The sequence below is a fragment of the Halomonas sp. Bachu 37 genome, from assembly GCF_039691755.1.
Lineage (GTDB): Bacteria > Pseudomonadota > Gammaproteobacteria > Pseudomonadales > Halomonadaceae > Vreelandella > Vreelandella kashgarensis.
Map to the genome: position 1 here is coordinate 1,552,623 of NZ_CP137552.1, position 20,119 is coordinate 1,572,741.

Genomic DNA, 20,119 nt, shown 5'->3' on the forward strand with positions numbered 1-20,119 from the left:
CGCGGCGGGAATACGTCACACCTCGGCATCCGGCGCGGCCGGATCCTGTACCGGCAAGCGCACGTTGCGCGAGGGTACCACGGTGGAAATCGCATGTTTGTAAACCATTTGACTCACGGTATTGCGCAAAAGGATGACAAACTGGTCGAAGGATTCGATCTGGCCCTGCAGCTTGATGCCGTTGACCAGGAAAATAGAGACCGGAATGCGCTCCTTGCGCAAGATGTTCAGGTACGGGTCTTGAAGGGACTGCCCTTTGGACATGTTGCTCTCCCTAAATATGTCGTTGGGGTTGGTTATGTCATTGACGCGTCCACCTGGTACGCGACAAAGGTTTGTTACCCGAAGGGCCTGGTCACCCGGCCACTCGAAGTCACCATCTTACGCTAAGCACCGCGCTCACGCACGATTTTCAGCACGTGATCCAGGGCATCCGGGCGCTGGGAATCAACCCAATGCAACTGCGGCCAGCTGCGCAACCAGGTCAATTGGCGCTTGGCCAACTGACGCGTGGCAATGATGCCGCGCTCAAGCAATATCGGCTCGTCGTAGTGGCCATCAAGGTATTCCCACGCCTGGCGATAGCCCACACTCTTCATTGCCGGTAGCCCGGCGTGGAGTTCGGGCCGTTCCTTCAGAGCGGCCACTTCATCCACCAGTCCCAGCTCCAGCATTTGTCTGAAACGGGCTTCGATACGCTGATGCAATACGTGGCGTTCATCGGGTGACACCGCTATCGACAACACTCGGTAAGGAAAAGTTTCCGGTTGTTGCTGCGCCCACAGCTCACTCATCGTGACACCGCTGACATGGAAGACTTCCAGTGCCCGTATCAGACGCTGCGGATCGTTGGGATGGATTCTACGGGCCGCGTGCGGATCTACCCGGGCAAGCTCGGCATGCAGGGCGGATAGCCCATGCTCCTCCGCCTGAGCTTCAAGCCGCGCCCGAACCGCACTATCCGCTTCCGGCAGGTTGGCCACGCCTTCCACCAGGCGCTTGAAATAGAGCATGGTGCCACCTACCAGCAGCGGCACCTGGCCGGCCATGCTGATTTGCCGCATCTCGCGCTGCGCATCCTGGCGAAACTCAGCCGCCGAGTAAGGCTCTGCCGGGTCGCGGATATCGATCAGCCGATGTGGCGCCCGCGCCAGCTCCTGCGGCGAAGGCTTGGCGCTGCCGATATCCATGTCGCGATATACCATGGCGGAGTCGACACTGATCAACTCCATCCCCAGGCGCTCGTGCAAGGCCATGGCCAGGTCGGTCTTTCCCGCGGCGGTGGGGCCCATGAGAAAAATCGCCCAAGGTCGGTTATCCGCCATTTCGACATGCCCTCGGTAGGAGAATACGGTTAACGGGCTGAATGTCGGTGCCCGGGCGTTTACTGGCCACGCAAAAACAGCCTATCCAGCGCCTTGAGGCTCATCTGCGTCCAGGTGGGACGCCCATGATTGCACTGGTCGCTGCGCTCGGTGCGCTCCATGTCGCGTAGCAACGCATTCATTTCATCCAGCGTCAGCCTGCGATTGGCGCGTACGCTGCCGTGACAGGCCATGATCGAGAGCAGCTCATTGATATGCGCCTCGATGCGATCCGAACGACCATAGCGCTCAAGGTCGGCCAGCATGTCGCGAATCAATGGCTCGGGATCGGCATTCGCCAACAGGGCCGGCAACTGGCGCACCAGCAGCGTCTCCGGGCCCGCCGCGTCCAGCTCCACCCCGAGGCGTGCGAAAGCGTCCCGCTCGCTCTCGGCGGTGGCGATTTCCCGATGGCTGGCCGCCAACGATACCGGCACCAGCAACGGTTGCGCATCGAGTCGCCCCTGGCCCACCTGGACCTGGGTCTTCATGCGCTCGTAGACGATGCGCTCGTGGGCCGCATGCATGTCCACCACCACCAGGCCGGCGGCATTCTGTGCCAGAATGTAGATGCCGTGCAGCTGACCGAGAGCAAAGCCTAGCGGAGGCGGAGCGGCGGGGTCGCTGTTCCATCCCTCGGGCGACGTTTCTCTGACCTGGTCGGGGCTCGGCCCAACCGAAGAAGCTCTTGCCGTTACCGCTGGGTCGGCATCGCCCGGTGCCGCGGAGCGAGGCGTCAGCAAGGTCTCTTCGTGTTCGGGATGCAGATCGCGATAGCCCTGCATGAAACGGCGAACCCGATCCGCACCCGGCCGTTCGCCAAAGGACGCAGCATCGCCATTCGCCGAGGCGCCAGCGGGCAAGGCCATGCCCTGCTGCTGCCAGCCAGCTGAATCATCGGCAGGCGGATCAACAGGCGCGCTATCGGGCTCCCCGTCGGATTCCTCCTGGTGCAGTTCGGGGCCTGGTTGCGGCCGCGCATCGGCGAGGGCGTGATGCAAGCTGGAAAAGAGAAAATCATGGACCATGCGACCGTCACGGAAGCGGACTTCGTGCTTGGTCGGGTGAACATTGACGTCCACCACATCGGGGTCGAGATCCAGGTAGAGCACGAAGACCGGCTGGCGCCCGTGGAACATCACATCCCGGTAGGCCTGGCGTACCGCGTGGGCCACCAGACGATCGCGCACCACTCGGCCATTGACGAAGAAGTATTGCTGGTCCGCCTGCGCCCGCGAATGAGTCGGCAGCCCCACCCAGCCGCTCAGGCGCAAGGCACCGACCTCGCGCTCGATATAGCGCGCGTGCTCGATGAAGCCCTTGCCCAGCAGTGCAGAGATCCGGCGCTCCCTGGCCAGGGTATCGGTGCCAGGGGACAACTGCTGCACCACTTTCTGATTGTGGCGCAATATCCAGCCGATATCGAAACGCGACAGCGCCTGCCGCCGAAACGTCTCCTCCAGGTGGCCGAATTCGGTCTTTTCAGTACGCAGGAACTTGCGTCGCGCCGGAGTATTGAAGAACAGGTCGCGTACATTGACCGTGGTGCCCCGGGGGTGCGGCGCCGGCGACACCCGTGACTCCATGCTGCGTCCCTCGGCGGTGACCCGCCATCCGCCGGTGGGCTCCTCCAAGGCGTTGGAGATCAGCTCGAGGCGCGACACCGAGCTGATCGAGGCCAGCGCCTCGCCGCGAAACCCCAGGGAACTGACCCCTTCCAGGTCATCGAGGGTTGCAATCTTGCTGGTAGCGTGGCGCGACAGTGCCAGCGGCAAGTCCTCCTCTCCGATGCCTATTCCATCGTCGCGCACCCGCACCAGGCGCGCGCCGCCGGCTTCGATATCCACTTCAATGCGTCGGCTGCCGGCGTCGATGGCGTTCTCGATCAGCTCCTTGGCCACCGATGCCGGGCGTTCGACCACCTCCCCCGCCGCGATCTGGTTGGCGAGACGAGGGTCAAGCACATGAATGCGCGTCGACATCACGATAACTTCCCGATTGCCTGTTTCGTTGGAAAGCCTGTACGGCTCACGAGCGCGGTATATGCAGCACCTGGCCCACCCGAATCACATCGCCGTTGAGCTCATTGGCCTGCTTGAGATGCTCTATCTGCACCCCATGGCGCACGGCGATGGCGGAGAGCGTATCTCCCGACTGGATACGGTACTCATTGCTGGTCGGACGGCGGTCATTATCCCGCTGCCAGGCCAGCAGGCTCGCCGGAGGCGGGTTGCGCTGGAAATGCTCGTTCAGACCGCCGAAGATGGCCCGCGCCAGACTCTGCTGGTGCGAGGCATCGCGCAAACGGCGCTCTTCATCCGGGTTGGAGATAAACCCCACCTCGATCAACAGTGAGGGAATATCCGGCGACTTCAAGACCATGAAACCCGCCTGCTCGACCCGCGACTTGTGCAGGCGGTTCACCCGCCCGAGCTTGTCGAGCACTTGTCCGCCTATCGACAAGGAGTCGTTGAGAGTGGCGGTCATGGTCAAGTCCAGCAGCACCCCGCGCAACACCTGGTCCTTGTCGCGCAGCGAGAGACTGCCATCCACGCCGCCGATCAAGTCCGAGCGATTTTCGCTATCCGCCAGCCACTGGGCCGTCTCCGAGGTCGCCCCGCGCTGGGACAGGGCGTATACCGAGCTTCCCTGCGGCCGTGAACTGGTGAAGGCGTCGGCATGGATCGAGACAAAGAAATCGACTTTCTGCTCACGCGCCAACTGGGTGCGTTGGCGCAGGCCTAGATAGTAGTCGCCGTCGCGAATCAGCACGGCGCGAAAGCCGTCTGCCGCGTTGATGGTGTTGGCCAGGTGGCGGCTGATGCTCAGCACCACATCCTTTTCCCGCGTGCCGGAGGGGCCGATGGCCCCAGGGTCTTCGCCCCCGTGCCCCGCGTCCACGGCGATGATGATGTCACGCTTGGGATGCGGCTGAGCCTTCTGTACCGCCGAGGTCTGCTCCGTGGAATCCGGCTCGGCCTCTTCGCCCAGCGCCCGGCTTTCGGCCATGCTGCGCTGGGCGGAGATCTCCTGCTCACGAATCATGGCCTCGATGGGGTCGATCGGATTTTCCACCGCGCTCTCCCCCGGGTATTCGAGATCCACCACCAGACGATGGCCGTATTGATCGTTGGGGGCCAGCATGAAGTGGCGTGGCTCGATTTCGCGATTGAGTTCAAGCACCACGCGCAGCCCGTTTCCTTCGCGCACGCCAGTTCGTACCGTGGAGATGGCGCTGCCTTCCAACGGGAGTGTGCCGGCGTCGGTAGTCAAGCGGCTGGCGTCCATGTCGATCACCAGACGCGACGGGTTATCCAGCATGAACACATTGGCATTCGCCGCGGTAGAAAGGTCGAAGACCAGCCGCGCATGATCCGGCGCCGCCCACAGGCGCATATTTTCCACCTCGGCGGCGTTGACCGGTAGTACCGTCACCAACAGCACGACGCCTAGACAAAGACATCGCTTCGATAAACCATGCACCAGACAAGACACCAGCTTGCTCATTGTATCCCGCCGCCTTGTGTTTCTGTCTGGGAGAACCGAGGCGGCAAGCGCGCCAGTACGGCTTCGCCGATGGGTGTGATCGCCTCAAGAACAGCCAGGCGCCCGCCTTCGATCACGTCCAGGTTGATCTGAATATCCGGTGGTGGCAGCCAGCCCTCGCCACGGCTGGCCCACTCGATGATGCACAGAGCATCTTCGGCGAGCAGGTCACGACCGCCCAGAAACTCGAGTTCCTCGGGATCACCCAGCCGGTAGAGATCCAGATGATAGATATGCCGACCGTCGATGTCATAGGGCTCCACCAGGGTATAGGTGGGACTCTTGACCGCCCCTTCGTGGCCGTGAGCCTGCAGGATGCCCCGCGTCAACGTGGTCTTTCCCGCGCCCAGTTCCCCTTCCAGGTGCACTCGCCCACGTCCGGCAAGCGCCTGACCCAATGCTTTGCCGAAGGCCACCTGAGCCTCTTCACTTTCAAGTTGCACCTGCATCGCGGCTGCCTTTACCCCGGGTTGATCAATTTGCGTGCATAGGATGCCAGATCGCCGGCCAGCAGGCCACGCTCACCTTCAGCCGCCGCCGCACGATCCGCTGCGAGAGCATGCACCAGATTGCCCAGCCAGGCGACATGTTCCAGCGTATACCCTTGGGCCGCCAGGGCCGCCAGCATGCCGCACAGGGCGTCACCCATGCCGCCACTGGCCATGCCCGGGTTACCGTAGGGACAAACCACGAGCCCCGACGGCCCGGCGATCAGGCTCCCCGCTCCTTTCAAAATCACCACACCACCGCGCTGACGCTGTAGCGCCAGCACCGCCGCGGGGCGATCGGCCTGAACCTGGCTGACGCTGATATCCAGAAGGCGCGCGGCCTCGCCGGGATGCGGTGTGAGAATCCAGTCGTTGCGCCGCAAGTTCGGCCATCGCTGCGCCAAGAGGTTCAAGCCATCCGCGTCGACCACCAGCGGACGTTCGGTCTGCAACGCCGTTTGCAGCATCGCCTGCCCCCACGCTCCCAATCCCAGGCCCGGGCCGACCAAGACGATATCCGCCTGCTCCGGAAGCTCTCCCAGATCCGCCACACTGCGCACCCCTCGCGCCATTACCTCGGAGCAGAGCACCAGGCTGGCGGTGACGTGTTCCGGCGCTGTGGCCAGGCTCACCTTGCCCGCCCCCAGGCGTGCCGCCGACTGGGCGGCCAACAGCCCCGCCCCGCCAAAACCCGGAGCGCCCGCCAACACCAGCACATGGCCCATGTCGCCCTTGTGGGCAGTGCGGGAACGGGGCGGAAAGCAGCTTTCGACGAGCCCATCGTCCAGCAACCAGGCGCTGGGAGGAATATCCACATAGGCCCCCGCCTTGACCCCGAGGGGACGAAAATCCACCTCGCCGGTATGCGCCGGCGCCGCGCCGGTATGCAGCCCCAGCTTGTCACCGATGAAGGTCACCGTGCGAGTGGCGTTGACTGCCACGCCCAGTACCGCACCGGTATCCGCCGCGAGTCCCGAGGGAATATCCACCGCCAATACCGGCAAACCGCTGTCGTTGATCGCGTCGATGGCCTGACGAAACGTCCCTCTGACCTCGCCGCTCAGACCGGTTCCCAACAGGGCATCTACGATGACTTCCCCAGTGAAACTCATGTCTTCATGCCAGGGTTCGCATTCGACACCGGCCGAGTCAGCCAGTGCGGCGGCTCGCGCGGCATCTCCATTCAGCTCAGCCGGTGCCTTGAGGCAGATGCGCTGCACCTTCAAGCCCGACTGGGCCGCTAAGGCGGCCAGCACATGGCCGTCTCCGCCGTTGTTGCCCGCCCCGCACATCACGGTGACCCCGCGCACCTGGGGCCAGCGTGCCCGAAAGCTGTGCCAGGCGCTGGAAGCGGCGCGCTGCATCAAGGCGAAGCCATCGATGCCGCCGGCAATGGTGCGTCTATCCAGTTCGCCGACCTGGGCGGCACGGTAGAGCGGGCGAAGACGGGATGTACTCAGGATGGTCACGATAACTCCTCATCGCATGTTGTTGCGGCGTCCAATGCTTTAGCATAGCGTGGCCGATTTCCGCTGTGTGATATGCCATGTCCGCCACCTCTTCTTTCGCCGTCGATGCCAGCAACATCGATACCGACACCGCTACCGAGAGCCCCTCTCGCCAGCTCTCCGACTCCGAGGGAGAGCGCTTGGCGGCGCTGGTCAAGAAGTGGGGCCGCGAGCTGGGTTTCCAGCAGGTGGGCATCACCGATGTGAATATCGTCGAGCATGAAGGGTATCTGCAACGCTGGCTGGAAGCGGGGCACCACGGCGAAATGGGCTTCATGGAGAAACACGGTAGCAAACGCACCCGCCCGCAGGAACTCGAGCCGGGTACCTGCCGCGTCATCAGCGTTCGCCTGGATTACCTGCCCCCCGAAGTCGAGACCACCAAGGTGCTCGGTCAACCGCAGAAAGCCTATGTCTCGCGCTATGCCCTGGGTCGCGATTATCACAAGTTGATGCGCAAGCGCCTGGCAAGTCTGGCTCAGCAACTCGAAAAGGAGGCCGGGCGCATCGGCTATCGCGCCTTCGTCGACTCCGCCCCGGTCATGGAGCGTGCCCTGGCCCAGCGCGCCGGACTGGGCTGGTTCGGCAAGAATGCCATGCTGCTCAACCCCAAGGCGGGCTCGCTGTTCTTTCTCGGCGAGCTCTATACCGACCTGCCGCTTCCCGTGGATGCGCCTTACGCGAAGGAGCACTGCGGCAGCTGCAGCGCCTGTCGCACGGCCTGCCCTACCGGTGCGATCGTCGACGACAAGGTGGTCGATTCGCGCCGCTGCATCTCCTATCTCACCATCGAGCTTTCGGGAGCCATCCCCGAGGACTACCGGCGCGCCATGGGCAACCGCATCTACGGTTGCGACGACTGCCAGCTGGTCTGTCCTTTCACCCGTTTCACCCGGGCCAGCCAGGAAGCGGACTTCGCGCCCCGGCACGACCTCGATCGCGCCGAGCTGCTCGACCTGTTCAGCTGGAGCGAAGAGGAGTTTCTCGACAAGACCGCCGGCAGCGCCATCCGCCGCATCGGTTATATCCGCTGGCTACGCAACGTGGCCGTGGGCCTGGGCAATGCCCGCTGGAGCCCGGCGATCGAGGCCGCGCTCAGCGCCCGGCGCTGCTATCCCTCGGCCCTGGTACGCGAACACGTCGCCTGGGCCCTGGCGGAACAGCGCGCCAAGCGCCCAGACCTGATCTAGCCGATCACAGCTGAAGCGCTACGGCTCACTCCTCTTCGTCGCGCTCGGTTTCCGCACGCAGGAATGTCTTGCGATAGTGGGCCAGCTCCTCGATGGACTCCTTGATGTCATCCATGGCCAGATGCACGTTACGCTTCTTGAAGCCTGCCTGCGCCCCGGGATTCCAGCGCTTGGCCAGCTCCTTGAGGGTGGAGACATCCAGGTTGCGGTAATGAAAAAACGCCAGCAGCTCGGGCATCTCGCGCTCGAGAAAGCGCCGGTCCTGATGGATGCTGTTGCCGCACATCGGCGAGCTACCCGCCACCACATGGCGCTGCAGGAACTCCAGGGTGCTGCGCTCGGCGTCGGCGGTGGTCACGTTACTGGCCTTGACGCGCTCCACCAGGCCCGAGCCCCCATGGGTCTTCCGGTTCCAATCGTCCATCGCCGCGAGCAACGAATCGGGCTGCTTTACCGCCAGAACCGGCCCTTCAGCCACGACGCTGAGGTCGCTGTCGGTAATCAGCGTCGCCACTTCGATAATCCGTTCTCGCTCGGGATCGAGCCCGGTCATTTCCAGGTCGATCCAGACCAGCAGGTCGTCGCGTGGTTGGGTTGCTTGCGTCATTGGTCGCTCCAGTGCAGTGCCGACAGGACAGTCGGCATGTTTGATGAGTACAATGCCGCTATTGTAACGATCTTCTGGTGCCCATGAGCAAACGTAACCTTAGCCGCCAGCAACGCTGGCGCGTGGAAAAGATCCAGGCCGAGCGCGCCAAGCGTGCGGAAAAGCGCGATGCCGACGATACCGACAAGCTGGCTGCCGGCGAGTACGGCGCCGAGCAGACCGGCCGCGTGGTAGCGCATTTCGGGCGTACCCTGGAAGTCCACGATGACCAGGGCAACCCGGTGCGTTGCCACCTGCGCGCCAACCTGGACGGCCTGGTGACCGGGGACCGCGTGATCTGGCGGGCGAGCAACGACGGCTCCGGCGTGGTGGTGGCCCAATTACCACGGGACACGGTGCTCAAGCGCCCCGACCCACGCGGCCAGCTCAAGCCGGTGGCGGCCAATATCGACCAGCTGCTGATCGTGTTCGCCGTGGAGCCTGCCCCCCATGCCAACCTGATCGACCGCTACCTGGTCGCGGCGGAAGCCACGCAGATCCCGCCGGTACTGGTACTCAACAAGATCGACCTGTTGCCGGAGGACGGCGGGGAGCTGGGTCTGTTGCTGGAACGCTACCGTGAATTGGGCTATCCGGTGATACGCACCACCACCGCCAGCGAGGACGGGCTTGCCGAACTGCGCGAGCTGCTGACTGAGCGCACCTCGGTGTTCGTCGGCCAGAGCGGGGTTGGCAAGTCCTCGTTGATCGACTTGCTGCTGCCTGACGAAGAGCTGCGAATCGGCGCGCTTTCCGCCGATTCGCGCAAGGGCACTCATACTACCACTACCGCCCGGCTCTACCCCATGACTGGCGCCGGGGTGGAAGCCGGCGAGCTGATCGACTCTCCCGGCATTCGCGAGTTCGGCCTGACCCATCTGGACGAGCAGGAAGTGCTCGATGGCTTTGTCGAGTTTCGCGCGCATCTGGGGCATTGCCGCTTCAGGGACTGTCGCCATCGCCAGGAGCCGGGGTGCGCCCTGCTGCAAGCCGTCGAGAACGGTGATATTCATCCCGCCCGTTTTGCCAGTTACCGGCGCATAGTGGAAAGCCTCGATACCGGCCCCGGCTCATTTTGATCCGCTTGCAAGGAGACGTCGCATGAGTTCTGAAACCAATCTGCTACCGCTGATCGTTGAACCCGAACAGCTCCAGGAACATCTCGATGAGCCGAACCTGCTGATCGTCGATGTGCCGGCGAATGCCGACAGCTACCTACAGGGCCATGTGCCCGGTGCGGTGTTCCTCGACTTTCGCCACTTGATGCGCGGCGAAGGTCCGGTGCCCAACGATGTCCCCGATGTCGAGGTGCTTTCCCGTCTTTTCAGCGCCTTAGGACTCACTCGGGATACCCATGTCGTCGCCTATGACGACGAGGGTGGCGGCTGGGCGGCACGCCTGCTGTGGACCCTGGAGCTGCTCGGTCACACCCGCTATTCCTACCTCAACGGCGGCATACACGCCTGGCGCGACGCCGGACTAGAGGAGAGCCGCGAGCCTACGCCCACCACCCCCAGCGACTATGTCGCCGAGATACTGCATCCCGAGGTCATGATCACCCGCGAGGAGATCATCGAGCGCCTTGGCGACAAGCAGTTTGCGATCTGGGATGCACGTTCGAGCGCCGAATACGACGGCCAGCGCGGCAACAACAAGCATCTCGGTCATATTCCCGGCGCCGTCAACATGGACTGGGTCGATGTCATGGATCGCCAGCGCGCTCTGCGCATTCGCGATTACGCCGAGTTGATCACCGAGCTGCAGGCCATGGGGCTGACCCCGGACATGGAAATCGCCACTCACTGCCAAAGCCACCACCGCAGCAGCTATACCTGGCTGGTGGGCAGGGCACTCGGCTTCGACAGGATTCGTGGCTACCCCGGCTCCTGGGGGGAATGGGGCAACCGCGACGACACCCCTATCGAGACCTGAGCCCCATCGAGACCTGAGCAAGCTAATTGCCCAGGCTGTGGTCAAGCAAGCCAACACCAGGCTTTGGCCGATGGCTCACATAGAGACAACGAGAGAATCATCAACGAGAGATAGCCGTGCGCGACAAGCTCTTTTCCCTGCTGCAATACCCCTTGCCCCATCATGCGCTATCGCGCCTGGCGGGCACGGTGGCCGACTCCTCGACACCCTGGTTCAAGGATCGCCTGATCAAGGCCTTCATCAAGCGCTTCGGCGTCGACATGAGCGAGGCGCTGGAACCCGACCCCGAAGCCTACGCCACCTTCAATGACTTCTTCACCCGCGTACTGAAAGCCGACGCGCGCCCACTGGGTAGCGGCATCGTCAGCCCCACCGACGGCGTGCTCTCCCAGTACGGTCGCCTGCAAGGTGGCGAGCTTGTGCAGGCCAAGGGTCACACCTATTCCGCAAGGGCGTTGCTGGGCGGTGATGCCGCTCTGGCGGAAGAGTTCATGAACGGCAGCTTCGCCACCATCTACCTGTCGCCGAGCAACTATCATCGGGTGCATATGCCGCTGACCGGCACCTTGCGCGAAACGATCTACGTGCCGGGCCGCATCTTTTCGGTCAACCAGGCCACGACGGCCCACGTTCCCGGACTATTCGCTCGTAACGAGCGGCTGGTGTGCATATTCGATACCGAATATGGGCCAATAGCCATGGTGCTGGTGGGGGCGATGATCGTCGCGGCGATCGAAACCGTATGGTCGGGCCAGGTGACGCCGCTAGCCAAATCGCCGCAACGCACCCGCTTCGATCAAGGCGTGGTACTGGAGAAAGGCGCCGAGATGGGGCTGTTCAAGCTCGGCTCCACGGTGGTGACCTGCTTTGCCGAGCCCGTGCAATTCGAGGAGTACACCCGGGGCGGGAAAATCTACATGGGCCGGACGCTGGGCCGAGGTGCTCCCGGCGACGTTCCGACCTTCTAGCGTTGACGTCAGCCGGTTAGGCCACGGGCGTCGCGAAGGCCATCACCTCGCCGACGCTCTGCTTGTCCAGCGCCAGCTGAACCAGCCGGTCCATGCCCAGCGCCACACCGGCGCCTTCGGGCATGCCGTGCTCAAGTGCCGCCAGCAATCGATTATCCACCGCCACTTCGGGCAGCCCCAGCGCTCGCCGCTCGCGGTTGTCCTCGGCAAAGCGAGCGCGCTGCTCGTCGGCGTCAGTGAGTTCATCATAACCGTTGGCCAGTTCCACCCCGTCAAGATAAAGCTCGAAGCGCGACGCCACCCACTCACCCTGCGCATCTCGATGGCGCCGGGCAAGCGCCGCCTGGCTGGCAGGATAGTCGACTACCACGCTGAGTTCTTCCCGCCCCAGATGCGGTTCGATCGCAAGGCTCATGAGTAGATCCAGGCAGGTATCTCGGGACTCCACGCTCATATCAGCATCGGCATGGCGAGACGCCAGCTGCCCAAGCTCCTCCTGGGTGGCGAGAAACGGGTCGATAGCGAGATACTCACCAAACAGGTCGCGGTAGCGGTGCCGCAATACCCTTGCCGGAGGCGCGGGCAGCAACTGCCGGACCAGGGTGGTGGTCTCCTCGATCAGCTGATCCAGGTTGAATCCGGGGCGATACCACTCGAGCATGGTGAATTCGATGTTGTGGCGCCGCCCGACTTCGCCGTCGCGAAAGCTCCTGGCCAATTGAAAGATCGGGCCGCTGCCTGCCGCCAGCAAGCGCTTCATGTGAAATTCCGGCGAGGTCTGCAGCCACAACGGCTCCAGGCTGCCGGGGGTGTTCGCCGCCACCTGCAACGATGCCAAGTGAACATCGGTGCTGCCGCCATGGCCGAGTACCGGCGTTTCCACCTCGAGCACCCCGCGCCGGGCGAAGAACGCCCGCACCTCGCCAAGCAGACGAGCGCGGGCGCGTAATGTTTCGAGGGAAGCCGAAGGCCGCCAATCACTCATCAGGCGCGGGATACGTACTCGCCACTGCGTGTATCGATCTTGAGTACTTCGCCTTGGTTGATGAACAGCGGAACCCGAACCACCGCACCGGAAGAAAGCGTTGCCGGTTTGGAGCCACCTTGCGCGGTATCACCCTTGAGGCCGGGGTCCGTCTCGACCACTTCAAGCTCGATGAAGTTGGGCGGCGACACGTTGATGGCGTTGTCGTTCCATAAGGTAACGGTATAAGGAACCTGCTCCTTGAGCCATTTTTCGGTATCGCCCAAGGCCTTCTTTTCCACCGCGTACTGCTCGAAGGAGCCGTCGGTTTTCATGAAGTACCACATCTCACCATCGTTATAGAGATACTCCATCTCCAGTTCCATGACGTCGGCGCCTTCCAGCGACTCTCCCGACTTGAAGGTGCGCTCCCAGACGCGCCCGGTATTGAGGTTACGCAGCTTGACGCGGTTGAACGCCTGGCCCTTGCCCGGCTTGACGAATTCGTTATCGACGATGGTACACGGGTCACCGTCCAGCATGACCTTCAACCCGCCCTTGAATTCGTTGGTAGAATAGTTCGCCATATTGCCTCTCACATAATATTCAGCGAAGCCGAGGCTTCGCCCGTAATGACTGGTGCGCCGCATGATAACCCGAAGCCCAGCCCTTGTGCAGGGCAGTCACGCCGATGGCTTGCAAGCCGATGCGATCTCGCCCGGCAGGAAGAACGTGATTGCGCAGCAATCCAGCTGGCAAACCCAGCTCTCCCGCGCCATACGCGACCCCGACGAATTATGCCGTCGCCTGGGCCTGGAGCGCGACTGGACACAAGGTGCCAGGCAGGGGCATGACTTGTTCGAGGTCCGCGTCCCCGAGGCCTTCCTCGTCCGCATGCGCCACGGCGACCCCACCGACCCGCTGCTACGCCAGGTCTTGCCACTCGAGGCCGAGAACCGGCCGGTCGAGGGCTACCTGACCGACCCACTGGAAGAAGCCAGCCATACCCCAGCCAAGGGCTTGATTCACAAGTATGCCAATCGTGTGCTGTTGATCACCAGTCCCGCCTGCGCGGTCAACTGCCGCTACTGCTTTCGCCGCCACTTCCCCTATCACGAGAACGCTCCCTCGCGGGATCAGTGGCGCGAGTCGCTGCGACACCTGCGTGACGACGCCACCATCAACGAGGCGATACTCTCCGGCGGCGATCCGCTGGCTGCCAGCGATAACCAGCTGGCCTGGCTCGTCGAGCAACTCGACAATATTCCGCAGCTCAAGCGCCTGCGTATTCATACCCGCCTGCCGGTGGTGATACCCGATCGTATCGATGACGCCTTGCTTGTCTGGCTGGCAAGGACCCGACTGCAGAAAGTCATGGTGCTGCATATCAACCATGCCAACGAAATAGACCATGCAGTCATCGACGCCTGCGCGCGCCTCAAGCAGGCGGGTGTGACTCTACTCAACCAGAGCGTGCTGCTGCGAGATATTAACGATAGCGTCGACACGTTGGCGGCGCTATCCGAGCGGCTGTTCGAAGCGGGCATACTGCCCTATTACCTGCACGTACTCGACCCGGTTCAAGGCGCGGCGCATTTCGATGTCCCGGATAGCGAGGCCCGCGAGCTTGTCGCTCGGCTTCGCGATCAGCTGCCGGGGTTCCTGATGCCTCGCCTGGTCAGGGAAATTCCCGGCAAGGCAAGCAAGACACCGCTTTGATGCTAGGTTTATGAGAGGGCAAGGCGATGTCACAAGCATAGCGATACCGAGATAATCGAAACGGCACGAGTCTCTGCTAAGGTTATATAGCTAACTATTTCCGCCAGGACGCCATAGTCCTGTCAGACAACAGATCAGGAGGAGACAAGAAAACCATGTCACGACCTCATTCGTCTGGACCGGGCGCCATCGTGCTCCTGCTGGCCTCGCTCGCCGGACTCGCCGTCGCCCTCTATGCCTATTTCACGCCTTTGACCGGTGTCACCGGATCGTTCGGTGCATTCGTTGCCATTCTGGCCTGTATCGTACTTGCATTGCTGGCGTTCGTTCTTGCGGCCGTAAGAGGTCGCGGCGCTCGCATGGCGCTGCGTGTGGTGATTCTGCTGGGTCTCGTCGGCACCTTTTTCGTCGGGTTGCTGCTGCATCAATGGTGGATCGGCGTCGCCATGGTGGTCGGCCTTGTCGGGTTGATTCTCGATATGCTCATGCCCCACGCCACCCATCCCGCCCACACATGAGGAGCCGCGCCATGCCGATATTCAACTTCAATACTCAGCGCCTGGGGACGGCCACGGTGCTGGCGGTTTGCCTGTCGCCCCAACCCCTTCTGGCGCAGGATCAGCCCGCCGCACAGGATGCGTCGAACGACCCGGAGAGCGTTCAATCGGAAGGCCCATCCGAGTCGGTGCCGCTGGTCCCCGGCACACCGACCTGGGACAGCTTCCATGGCCAGCTGAACGCGCAGAAGTACAGCCCGCTCGACCAGATCGACTCCGACAACGTCGGCGAGCTGGAAAAGGTCTGGGAAATCCACACCGGCGACGTTGCCGATGGCTCGGGGGAGCTACCTGCTACCGTCTGGTCCGCGACGCCGGTTTTCGCCAACGATACGCTTTATATCGGTACACCATTCTACCGCATCCTCGCCCTCGACCCCGCCTCCGGCGATGAGAAGTGGAGTTTCGATACCCAGTCGACGCTAGAGGCCTTGACGCAGCCCGTGCTGAAGAACCGCGGTGTCGCCTACTGGGAAGCCGACGAACCGAACGAGGGCGAGCCCTGCCAGAAGATCATCTACATGGGCACCATGGACGCTCAGCTGTTTGCCGTCGATGCCGACACCGGTGAGCAGTGCGCAAGCTTTGCCGACAATGGCATTCTCGACGTCAACCAGTGGAACGACACCAACGACAAGTGGCCGCTGTCGCTGCTGCAGCCACCGACGGTAGTGGGCGATCGTCTGATTCTTGGTTGGGCGGGCATGGACTGGGCCTACGAGCAAACCCCACCCGGCACCGTCTTCTCGATCAATGCCCGTACCGGCGAGCGCGAATGGACATTCCAGGCACTGTCAGACGAGATGCGCGAAAAAAGCGGTACCGCCAACGTGTGGACGCACATGTCCGCCGACGAAGAGCGTGGTCTGGTCTATTTGCCGGTCTCATCGCCCTCGCCTAACTTCTGGGGCGGCAACCGCACCGAAGAGGTGCCTCTGGGCACCTCCACGACGGCGCTCGATATCGAGACGGGCGAAGTAGCCTGGTCGCGGCAGTGGGTACATCACGATATCTGGGATTACGATACTGTTGCCGCCCCGACGCTGATGGATATCACCGTGGATGGCGAAGAGATCCCGGCGCTGGTGCAGCCAACCAAGATGGGCTTTCTTTTTGTCGTCAATCGCGAAACCGGCGAAGACGTCTGGCCGATCGAGGAGCGTCCAGTCCCTGGCGGCGACGGTACAGTCGAGGGCGAAGTGTACGCGCCGACCCAACCCTTCCCGACCAAGCCAGCGCCGCTGCTCGATCAGACCGAAAAGCCCGAGATATGGGCTCTGGCCGATGCGTTGAGCTTCGGCCAGTGCTCGGCCCTGTGGGACGATCTCTGGTACGAAGGCCTCTATACTCCGCCCACCACACGGGGTAAAGGTACGCTTGGTTACCCCATCACCGCTGGTGGCGTACAGTGGGGCGGCGTCGCCTTCGACCCTGAAAGTCAGACCGCGCTCGTCAATACCTCGCATATTGTGCAAACCCTGAAGCTCTACAGTCGAAAGGATTACGAGGCAGCCAATAGGTCTTCAGGCAACGAGAGTGGCTTTGCAGCACAGGAAGGCGCGCCCTACGGGATACGCCTTGAGATAGCACAGAACTGGCTCGGCATGCCCTGCTGGGAGCCACCCTTCGGTGAGCTCGTTGCCCTCGACATGACGACCGGTGATGTCAAGTGGCGCCGTCCTGTGGGGGCATCGCAGCAATATGGCTTCTTCATGCCCGAAAGCTGGGGTTCCCCCACCATCGGAGGAGCGGCGGTAACAGCCGGCAATGTGATATTCATCGGTGCTTCGATGGATGCCAAGGTGCGGGCCTACTCGCTTGAAACCGGCGAAGAGCTATGGTCGGATCAGCTCGAGGCGCCGTCCGTATCGAACCCGGCGGTCTATGAGCACAACGGTCGTCAATACGTCGCTTTCGTTTCCGGCGGCAACACGATTCTGAAGAATCAGGTCGGCGATCAGGTCGCGGTCTACGCGCTGCCGGAATAACCCAGCAATCGCTGGTGAATAGATAGCAAAAGGGGCGAGCTCAAGGCTCGCCCCTTTTGCGACATGGGCTCATGTGCGCAGGCAGCCTTTCCCGCCCGGCAAAGGCCTCGTTACGCCAGTGTCTCTGCCGTTACATTGGCCGCAGGCGCCTGGGTGGAACGGTGGCGATTCATGGCGCTCAAGACACCTTTCATCGAGGCACTGGTGATGCTTTCATCGGTGCCCACACCGAATACCGCTTCGCCCTCGATACGAACCTCCACGTAGGCGATGGCCTCGGCATCGGCGCCCTGCCCGCGGGAGTGTTCGTGATAATCGATGATCTCGACATCATGCCCCTGTGCGGCAAGCGCCTTGATGAAGGCCGCCAAAGGACCGTTGCCTTCGCCACGAATAGTCTGCGAGGTACCGTTTTCCTCGATAGCGGCTTCGAGTACGACCTTGGGGCTATCCGGCTCTGAAGAGAGTCGGTGGTTGATCAGCATCAGGGGAGCGCTCTTCTCCAGGTATTCGTCCTTGAACGCTTGATAGATCATGGCGGAAGTAATTTCCTTGCCGGTACGGTCGGCCACTTCCTGCACGACCTGGCTGAACTCGATGGAGAGCCTGCGCGGCAACTCGATGCCGTGTTCCTGTTCCAGCAAGTAGGAGATGCCCCCCTTGCCCGACTGGCTATTGACGCGAATTACCGCTTCGTAGGAGCGCCCCACATCCAGCGGGTCGATGGGCAAGTATGGCACTTCCCATGCGGCGTCGGGATCGGCCCGGCGCACGGCCATGCCTTTCTTGATGGCATCCTGGTGCGAGCCGGAGAACGCGGTGAAGACCAGATCTCCGACGTATGGGTGGCGGGGGTGAACCGGCAGTTGGTTGCAATACTCCACTTCGCGCATGATCGGAGTGATATTGGAAAAATCCAGCTGCGGATGGACGCCCTGGGTGTACATGTTCATGGCCAGGGTGACGATATCCACATTCCCGGTGCGCTCGCCGTTGCCGAACAAGGTGCCTTCGACCCGGTCGGCGCCGGCCATCATGGTCAGTTCCGCCGCGGCCACGCCCGTGCCGCGGTCGTTGTGCGGGTGAACACTGACGATCAAGCTGTCGCGGTTGGCCACGTTGCGGCAGAACCATTCGATCTGGTCGGCGTAATTGTTGGGCGGCGCCACTTCGACGGTGGCCGGCAAGTTGACGATCATGCGGTCGGTAGGCGTGGGGGCGAACGCTTCCATTACCGCCTCGACGATCTCGACGGCAAAATCCATTTCGGTGGTGGTGAACAGTTCCGGCGAGTACTGGAAGGTCCAGCGGGTTTCCGAGGCGGCGTCCATGTTGTCGCGAATCTGTCGCGTGGCATCCACGGCAATCTTGACGCACTCGGCCTTGTCGACATTGAAGACGACGCGACGAAACACCGGATCGGTAGCGTTATACACATGAACGATGGCGCTTTTCGCACCCTTGAGCGCCTCGAAGGTGCGGTCGATGAGCTGCGGCCGGGCTTGGGTCAACACCTGGATCGTCACGTCATCGGGGATCTTGTCGTTTTCGATCAATGAGCGCACGAAGTCGAAATCGGTCTGGGACGCCGAGGGAAAGCCTACCTCGATCTGCTTGAAACCCACCTCCACCAGCAAGTCGAACAAGCGCTGCTTGCGCTCCTGGTCCATGGGGTCGATCAATGACTGGTTGCCATCGCGCAGGTCGACGCTGCACCACTGCGGTGGCGTCTCGATTCTCCGGCTCGGCCATTGGCGGTCGGGCAGATCGACGGCAACGAAGGGGCGATACTTCTGGGCGGGATCGTGCAACATCATGGCGGCTCTCCTGGTCAGGTGGTGGCGATGCTTATGGTGTGATCGAGGCTAGGATGCGCCGTGGGCGCAAACGAAAAACGCCCCGCCGCAGCTATGTGCGAGGGGGCGCGCGATTTATCCGGTGAACAGCACACTACTGCTCGGCCATGACAGCGAGGCTGGCAAGAGCGGTATTGGGAAGGACAAGCTGAACCGGGACTGAAAAGGATGTGAACCATGAAAACCTCGCAACTAGTAAAACCAACGACAATGCAGTCTGCATCGCCCGACGCCTGAAGATTCAGCGGCGGGCTAGTAGTAGTCGTAGGTCTAGTGCTAGGTAGTTCAATGGTGTTTTCATGCCTCTAGAAAATCAGCCCCGCGACGGATTGTCAATGTTTTTACCTTTTCACGGTTCCCTGGCGATGAATCCATCTAATTATCCGTTTGTCTAGCCGGCGAAGAGCGCTCCGTAGTCTGGTCCGTCAAAGAGGCTCTTGTACCTCTGCTATCGCCTTCGAGTAGCCGTTCGATACGCTCCAGCTGGTCGCGCATCGAATGGACGTCCTGACGAACGCCTTGCAACTCGGCTGCCTCGCCCTCGCCGTTCTCCAGATCGATCAAGGCGCTCTCTTTCTGCATTACATCCAGCACGATGCCGATCATCATGTTGAGAAAAATGAAGGCGGTCAGGAAAATGAAGGTCAGGTAATAGATCCAGCTCCAGGCATACACTTCCTGGGTGGCGTACATCACATCGGTCCAGTCCTCGAAGGTCGCGACCCTGAATAACGTCAGCATGGATATCGAGATATTGCCCCACAGGAACTCGTCCACCGGGGCAAAAAGGAAACTACCGATCGCCGCATAGATATAGAAGATGATGAACATCAGCAGTGCGACGTACCCCATGCGGGGAATCGACTTGACGAGTGCCACCAGCAGCAGGCGCAGCTCAGGGATCATCGACACCAGACGCAGCACCCGGAAGATACGCAGCAGGCGGGCCAGCAGCACCATTTCCGAATCATCCATGGGGATCAGACTGGCGGTGACGATGAGGAAGTCGAAGACGTTCCAGCCATTCTTGAAAAAACGCGCCAGGTTTCGCTCAGCCGCCATCCGGATCAGGATTTCCACCAGGAAGAACACCGTCACCGCGATATCGAGATAGATCAGCCACTGCTCGAAACGCGACGTTTCCTCATAGGTCTTGGCGCCGATTACCAGGGCGGAAACGATGATGATGGCAATAACCACCGTCTCGAAGAGCTTGTTCGAGCGCAGCCGTTCAAAGCGCGACTGCCAGGTATTGAAGGGTTCACTCATTGCACAAGGGGTCTCTGGAATACCGATCGGCACACTTTATACTAAATACAGATGGACAATACTAAAAACACATGGGCACCGGACAAATGATACCCTGTGCTTTGTTTCGCTTGAATTATCGTGA

At 61.9% G+C, this 20,119-nt stretch carries 18 protein-coding genes; 7 read left to right on the forward strand and 11 right to left on the reverse strand.

The annotated features are described in order from the left end of the window. Nucleotides 1-15: 15 nt before the first annotated feature. The 6 genes from hfq to R5M92_RS07175 all read right to left on the reverse strand — a co-directional run bounded on the left by hfq (nt 16) and on the right by R5M92_RS07175 (nt 6,867). Nucleotides 16-264: an RNA chaperone Hfq gene (gene hfq, locus R5M92_RS07150; RefSeq protein ID WP_346798955.1), complete on the reverse strand. Its 249-nt coding sequence runs from the start codon at nt 262-264 to the stop codon at nt 16-18. Between the two features lie 122 nt (nt 265-386). Next, the gene (miaA, locus tag R5M92_RS07155; protein WP_346798956.1) at nt 387-1,325 is read right to left on the reverse strand and encodes a tRNA (adenosine(37)-N6)-dimethylallyltransferase MiaA; all 939 of its coding nucleotides are present in this window, start codon (nt 1,323-1,325) and stop codon (nt 387-389) included. A gap of 59 nt (nt 1,326-1,384) precedes the next feature. Then, nucleotides 1,385-3,346, reverse strand: a complete 1,962-nt coding sequence (gene mutL / locus R5M92_RS07160; protein WP_346798958.1) for a DNA mismatch repair endonuclease MutL — start codon at nt 3,344-3,346, stop codon at nt 1,385-1,387. A gap of 46 nt (nt 3,347-3,392) precedes the next feature. Next, complete coding sequence (locus R5M92_RS07165) at nt 3,393-4,760, reverse strand: N-acetylmuramoyl-L-alanine amidase (RefSeq protein ID WP_346799289.1); 1,368 nt, start codon at nt 4,758-4,760, stop codon at nt 3,393-3,395. Nucleotides 4,761-4,867: 107 nt separating this feature from the next. Then, nucleotides 4,868-5,359, reverse strand: coding sequence for a tRNA (adenosine(37)-N6)-threonylcarbamoyltransferase complex ATPase subunit type 1 TsaE (gene tsaE / locus R5M92_RS07170; protein WP_346798959.1), 492 nt, complete (start codon nt 5,357-5,359; stop codon nt 4,868-4,870). Between the two features lie 11 nt (nt 5,360-5,370). Beyond that, entirely contained in the window at nt 5,371-6,867 is a 1,497-nt protein-coding gene (locus R5M92_RS07175) for an NAD(P)H-hydrate dehydratase (RefSeq protein ID WP_346798961.1), read from the reverse strand. A gap of 77 nt (nt 6,868-6,944) precedes the next feature. On the opposite strand from R5M92_RS07175, the gene queG reads away from it, so the two are divergent. Next, complete coding sequence (gene queG / locus R5M92_RS07180) at nt 6,945-8,096, forward strand: tRNA epoxyqueuosine(34) reductase QueG (protein ID WP_346798963.1); 1,152 nt, start codon at nt 6,945-6,947, stop codon at nt 8,094-8,096. 25 nt (nt 8,097-8,121) lie between these two features. Here queG and orn read toward each other — a convergent pair whose 3' ends face one another. After that, nucleotides 8,122-8,703: an oligoribonuclease gene (gene orn / locus R5M92_RS07185; protein ID WP_346798965.1), complete on the reverse strand. Its 582-nt coding sequence runs from the start codon at nt 8,701-8,703 to the stop codon at nt 8,122-8,124. Between the two features lie 83 nt (nt 8,704-8,786). Here orn and rsgA point away from each other — a divergent pair, with 83 nt between their 5' ends. The 3 genes from rsgA (at nt 8,787) to asd (ending at nt 11,642) form a co-directional block, all read left to right on the forward strand. Further along, complete coding sequence (gene rsgA, locus R5M92_RS07190; RefSeq protein ID WP_346798966.1) at nt 8,787-9,821, forward strand: small ribosomal subunit biogenesis GTPase RsgA; 1,035 nt, start codon at nt 8,787-8,789, stop codon at nt 9,819-9,821. 22 nt (nt 9,822-9,843) lie between these two features. Beyond that, nucleotides 9,844-10,674 (forward strand): sulfurtransferase, encoded by an 831-nt coding sequence (locus tag R5M92_RS07195; protein WP_346798968.1) that lies wholly within the window; start codon nt 9,844-9,846, stop codon nt 10,672-10,674. 110 nt (nt 10,675-10,784) lie between these two features. Continuing rightward, on the forward strand, nt 10,785-11,642 hold the full coding sequence (gene asd / locus R5M92_RS07200) for an archaetidylserine decarboxylase (protein ID WP_346799290.1): 858 nt from the start codon (nt 10,785-10,787) through the stop codon (nt 11,640-11,642). Between the two features lie 16 nt (nt 11,643-11,658). Here the strand turns inward: asd and epmA are convergent, their stop codons facing one another. Both epmA and efp read right to left on the reverse strand, forming a co-directional pair. After that, nucleotides 11,659-12,630: an EF-P lysine aminoacylase EpmA gene (gene epmA, locus R5M92_RS07205; protein WP_346799291.1), complete on the reverse strand. Its 972-nt coding sequence runs from the start codon at nt 12,628-12,630 to the stop codon at nt 11,659-11,661. Continuing rightward, on the reverse strand, nt 12,627-13,193 hold the full coding sequence (gene efp, locus R5M92_RS07210; protein WP_346798970.1) for an elongation factor P: 567 nt from the start codon (nt 13,191-13,193) through the stop codon (nt 12,627-12,629). Before efp ends, epmA begins: the two co-directional genes overlap by 4 nt. Nucleotides 13,194-13,254: 61 nt before the next feature. Here efp and epmB point away from each other — a divergent pair, with 61 nt between their 5' ends. From epmB to R5M92_RS07225, 3 genes are all read left to right on the forward strand, one after another. After that, nucleotides 13,255-14,325, forward strand: coding sequence for an EF-P beta-lysylation protein EpmB (epmB, locus tag R5M92_RS07215; RefSeq protein ID WP_346798971.1), 1,071 nt, complete (start codon nt 13,255-13,257; stop codon nt 14,323-14,325). 155 nt (nt 14,326-14,480) lie between these two features. Continuing rightward, nucleotides 14,481-14,843 (forward strand): hypothetical protein, encoded by a 363-nt coding sequence (locus R5M92_RS07220; RefSeq protein ID WP_346798973.1) that lies wholly within the window; start codon nt 14,481-14,483, stop codon nt 14,841-14,843. An 11-nt stretch (nt 14,844-14,854) separates the two neighbouring features. Further along, nucleotides 14,855-16,870: a pyrroloquinoline quinone-dependent dehydrogenase gene (locus R5M92_RS07225; RefSeq protein WP_346798975.1), complete on the forward strand. Its 2,016-nt coding sequence runs from the start codon at nt 14,855-14,857 to the stop codon at nt 16,868-16,870. 110 nt (nt 16,871-16,980) lie between these two features. Here R5M92_RS07225 and leuA read toward each other — a convergent pair whose 3' ends face one another. Together leuA and R5M92_RS07235 are read right to left on the reverse strand one after the other, a co-directional pair. Then, nucleotides 16,981-18,687: a 2-isopropylmalate synthase gene (gene leuA / locus R5M92_RS07230; RefSeq protein ID WP_346798977.1), complete on the reverse strand. Its 1,707-nt coding sequence runs from the start codon at nt 18,685-18,687 to the stop codon at nt 16,981-16,983. A 414-nt stretch (nt 18,688-19,101) separates the two neighbouring features. Beyond that, nucleotides 19,102-19,995, reverse strand: coding sequence for an ion transporter (locus R5M92_RS07235; protein WP_346798979.1), 894 nt, complete (start codon nt 19,993-19,995; stop codon nt 19,102-19,104). Nucleotides 19,996-20,119: the final 124 nt, after the last annotated feature.

Excerpts from the sequence above, each read along its gene's own strand:
- hfq (WP_346798955.1), bottom strand. The coding sequence starts at position 264 with ATGTCCAAAGGGCAGTCCCTTCAAGACCCGTACCTGAACATCTTGCGC.
- miaA (WP_346798956.1), bottom strand. The coding sequence starts at position 1,325 with ATGGCGGATAACCGACCTTGGGCGATTTTTCTCATGGGCCCCACCGCC.
- mutL (WP_346798958.1), bottom strand. The coding sequence starts at position 3,346 with ATGTCGACGCGCATTCATGTGCTTGACCCTCGTCTCGCCAACCAGATC.
- R5M92_RS07165 (WP_346799289.1), bottom strand. The coding sequence starts at position 4,760 with ATGCGCCTGTGGGCGGCGCCGGATCATGCGCGGCTGGTCTTCGACCTT.
- tsaE (WP_346798959.1), bottom strand. The coding sequence starts at position 5,359 with ATGCAGGTGCAACTTGAAAGTGAAGAGGCTCAGGTGGCCTTCGGCAAA.
- queG (WP_346798963.1), top strand. The coding sequence starts at position 6,945 with ATGTCCGCCACCTCTTCTTTCGCCGTCGATGCCAGCAACATCGATACC.
- orn (WP_346798965.1), bottom strand. The coding sequence starts at position 8,703 with ATGACGCAAGCAACCCAACCACGCGACGACCTGCTGGTCTGGATCGAC.
- rsgA (WP_346798966.1), top strand. The coding sequence starts at position 8,787 with ATGAGCAAACGTAACCTTAGCCGCCAGCAACGCTGGCGCGTGGAAAAG.
- R5M92_RS07195 (WP_346798968.1), top strand. The coding sequence starts at position 9,844 with ATGAGTTCTGAAACCAATCTGCTACCGCTGATCGTTGAACCCGAACAG.
- efp (WP_346798970.1), bottom strand. The coding sequence starts at position 13,193 with ATGGCGAACTATTCTACCAACGAATTCAAGGGCGGGTTGAAGGTCATG.
- epmB (WP_346798971.1), top strand. The coding sequence starts at position 13,255 with ATGATAACCCGAAGCCCAGCCCTTGTGCAGGGCAGTCACGCCGATGGC.
- R5M92_RS07220 (WP_346798973.1), top strand. The coding sequence starts at position 14,481 with ATGTCACGACCTCATTCGTCTGGACCGGGCGCCATCGTGCTCCTGCTG.
- R5M92_RS07225 (WP_346798975.1), top strand. The coding sequence starts at position 14,855 with ATGCCGATATTCAACTTCAATACTCAGCGCCTGGGGACGGCCACGGTG.
- leuA (WP_346798977.1), bottom strand. The coding sequence starts at position 18,687 with ATGATGTTGCACGATCCCGCCCAGAAGTATCGCCCCTTCGTTGCCGTC.
- R5M92_RS07235 (WP_346798979.1), bottom strand. The coding sequence starts at position 19,995 with ATGAGTGAACCCTTCAATACCTGGCAGTCGCGCTTTGAACGGCTGCGC.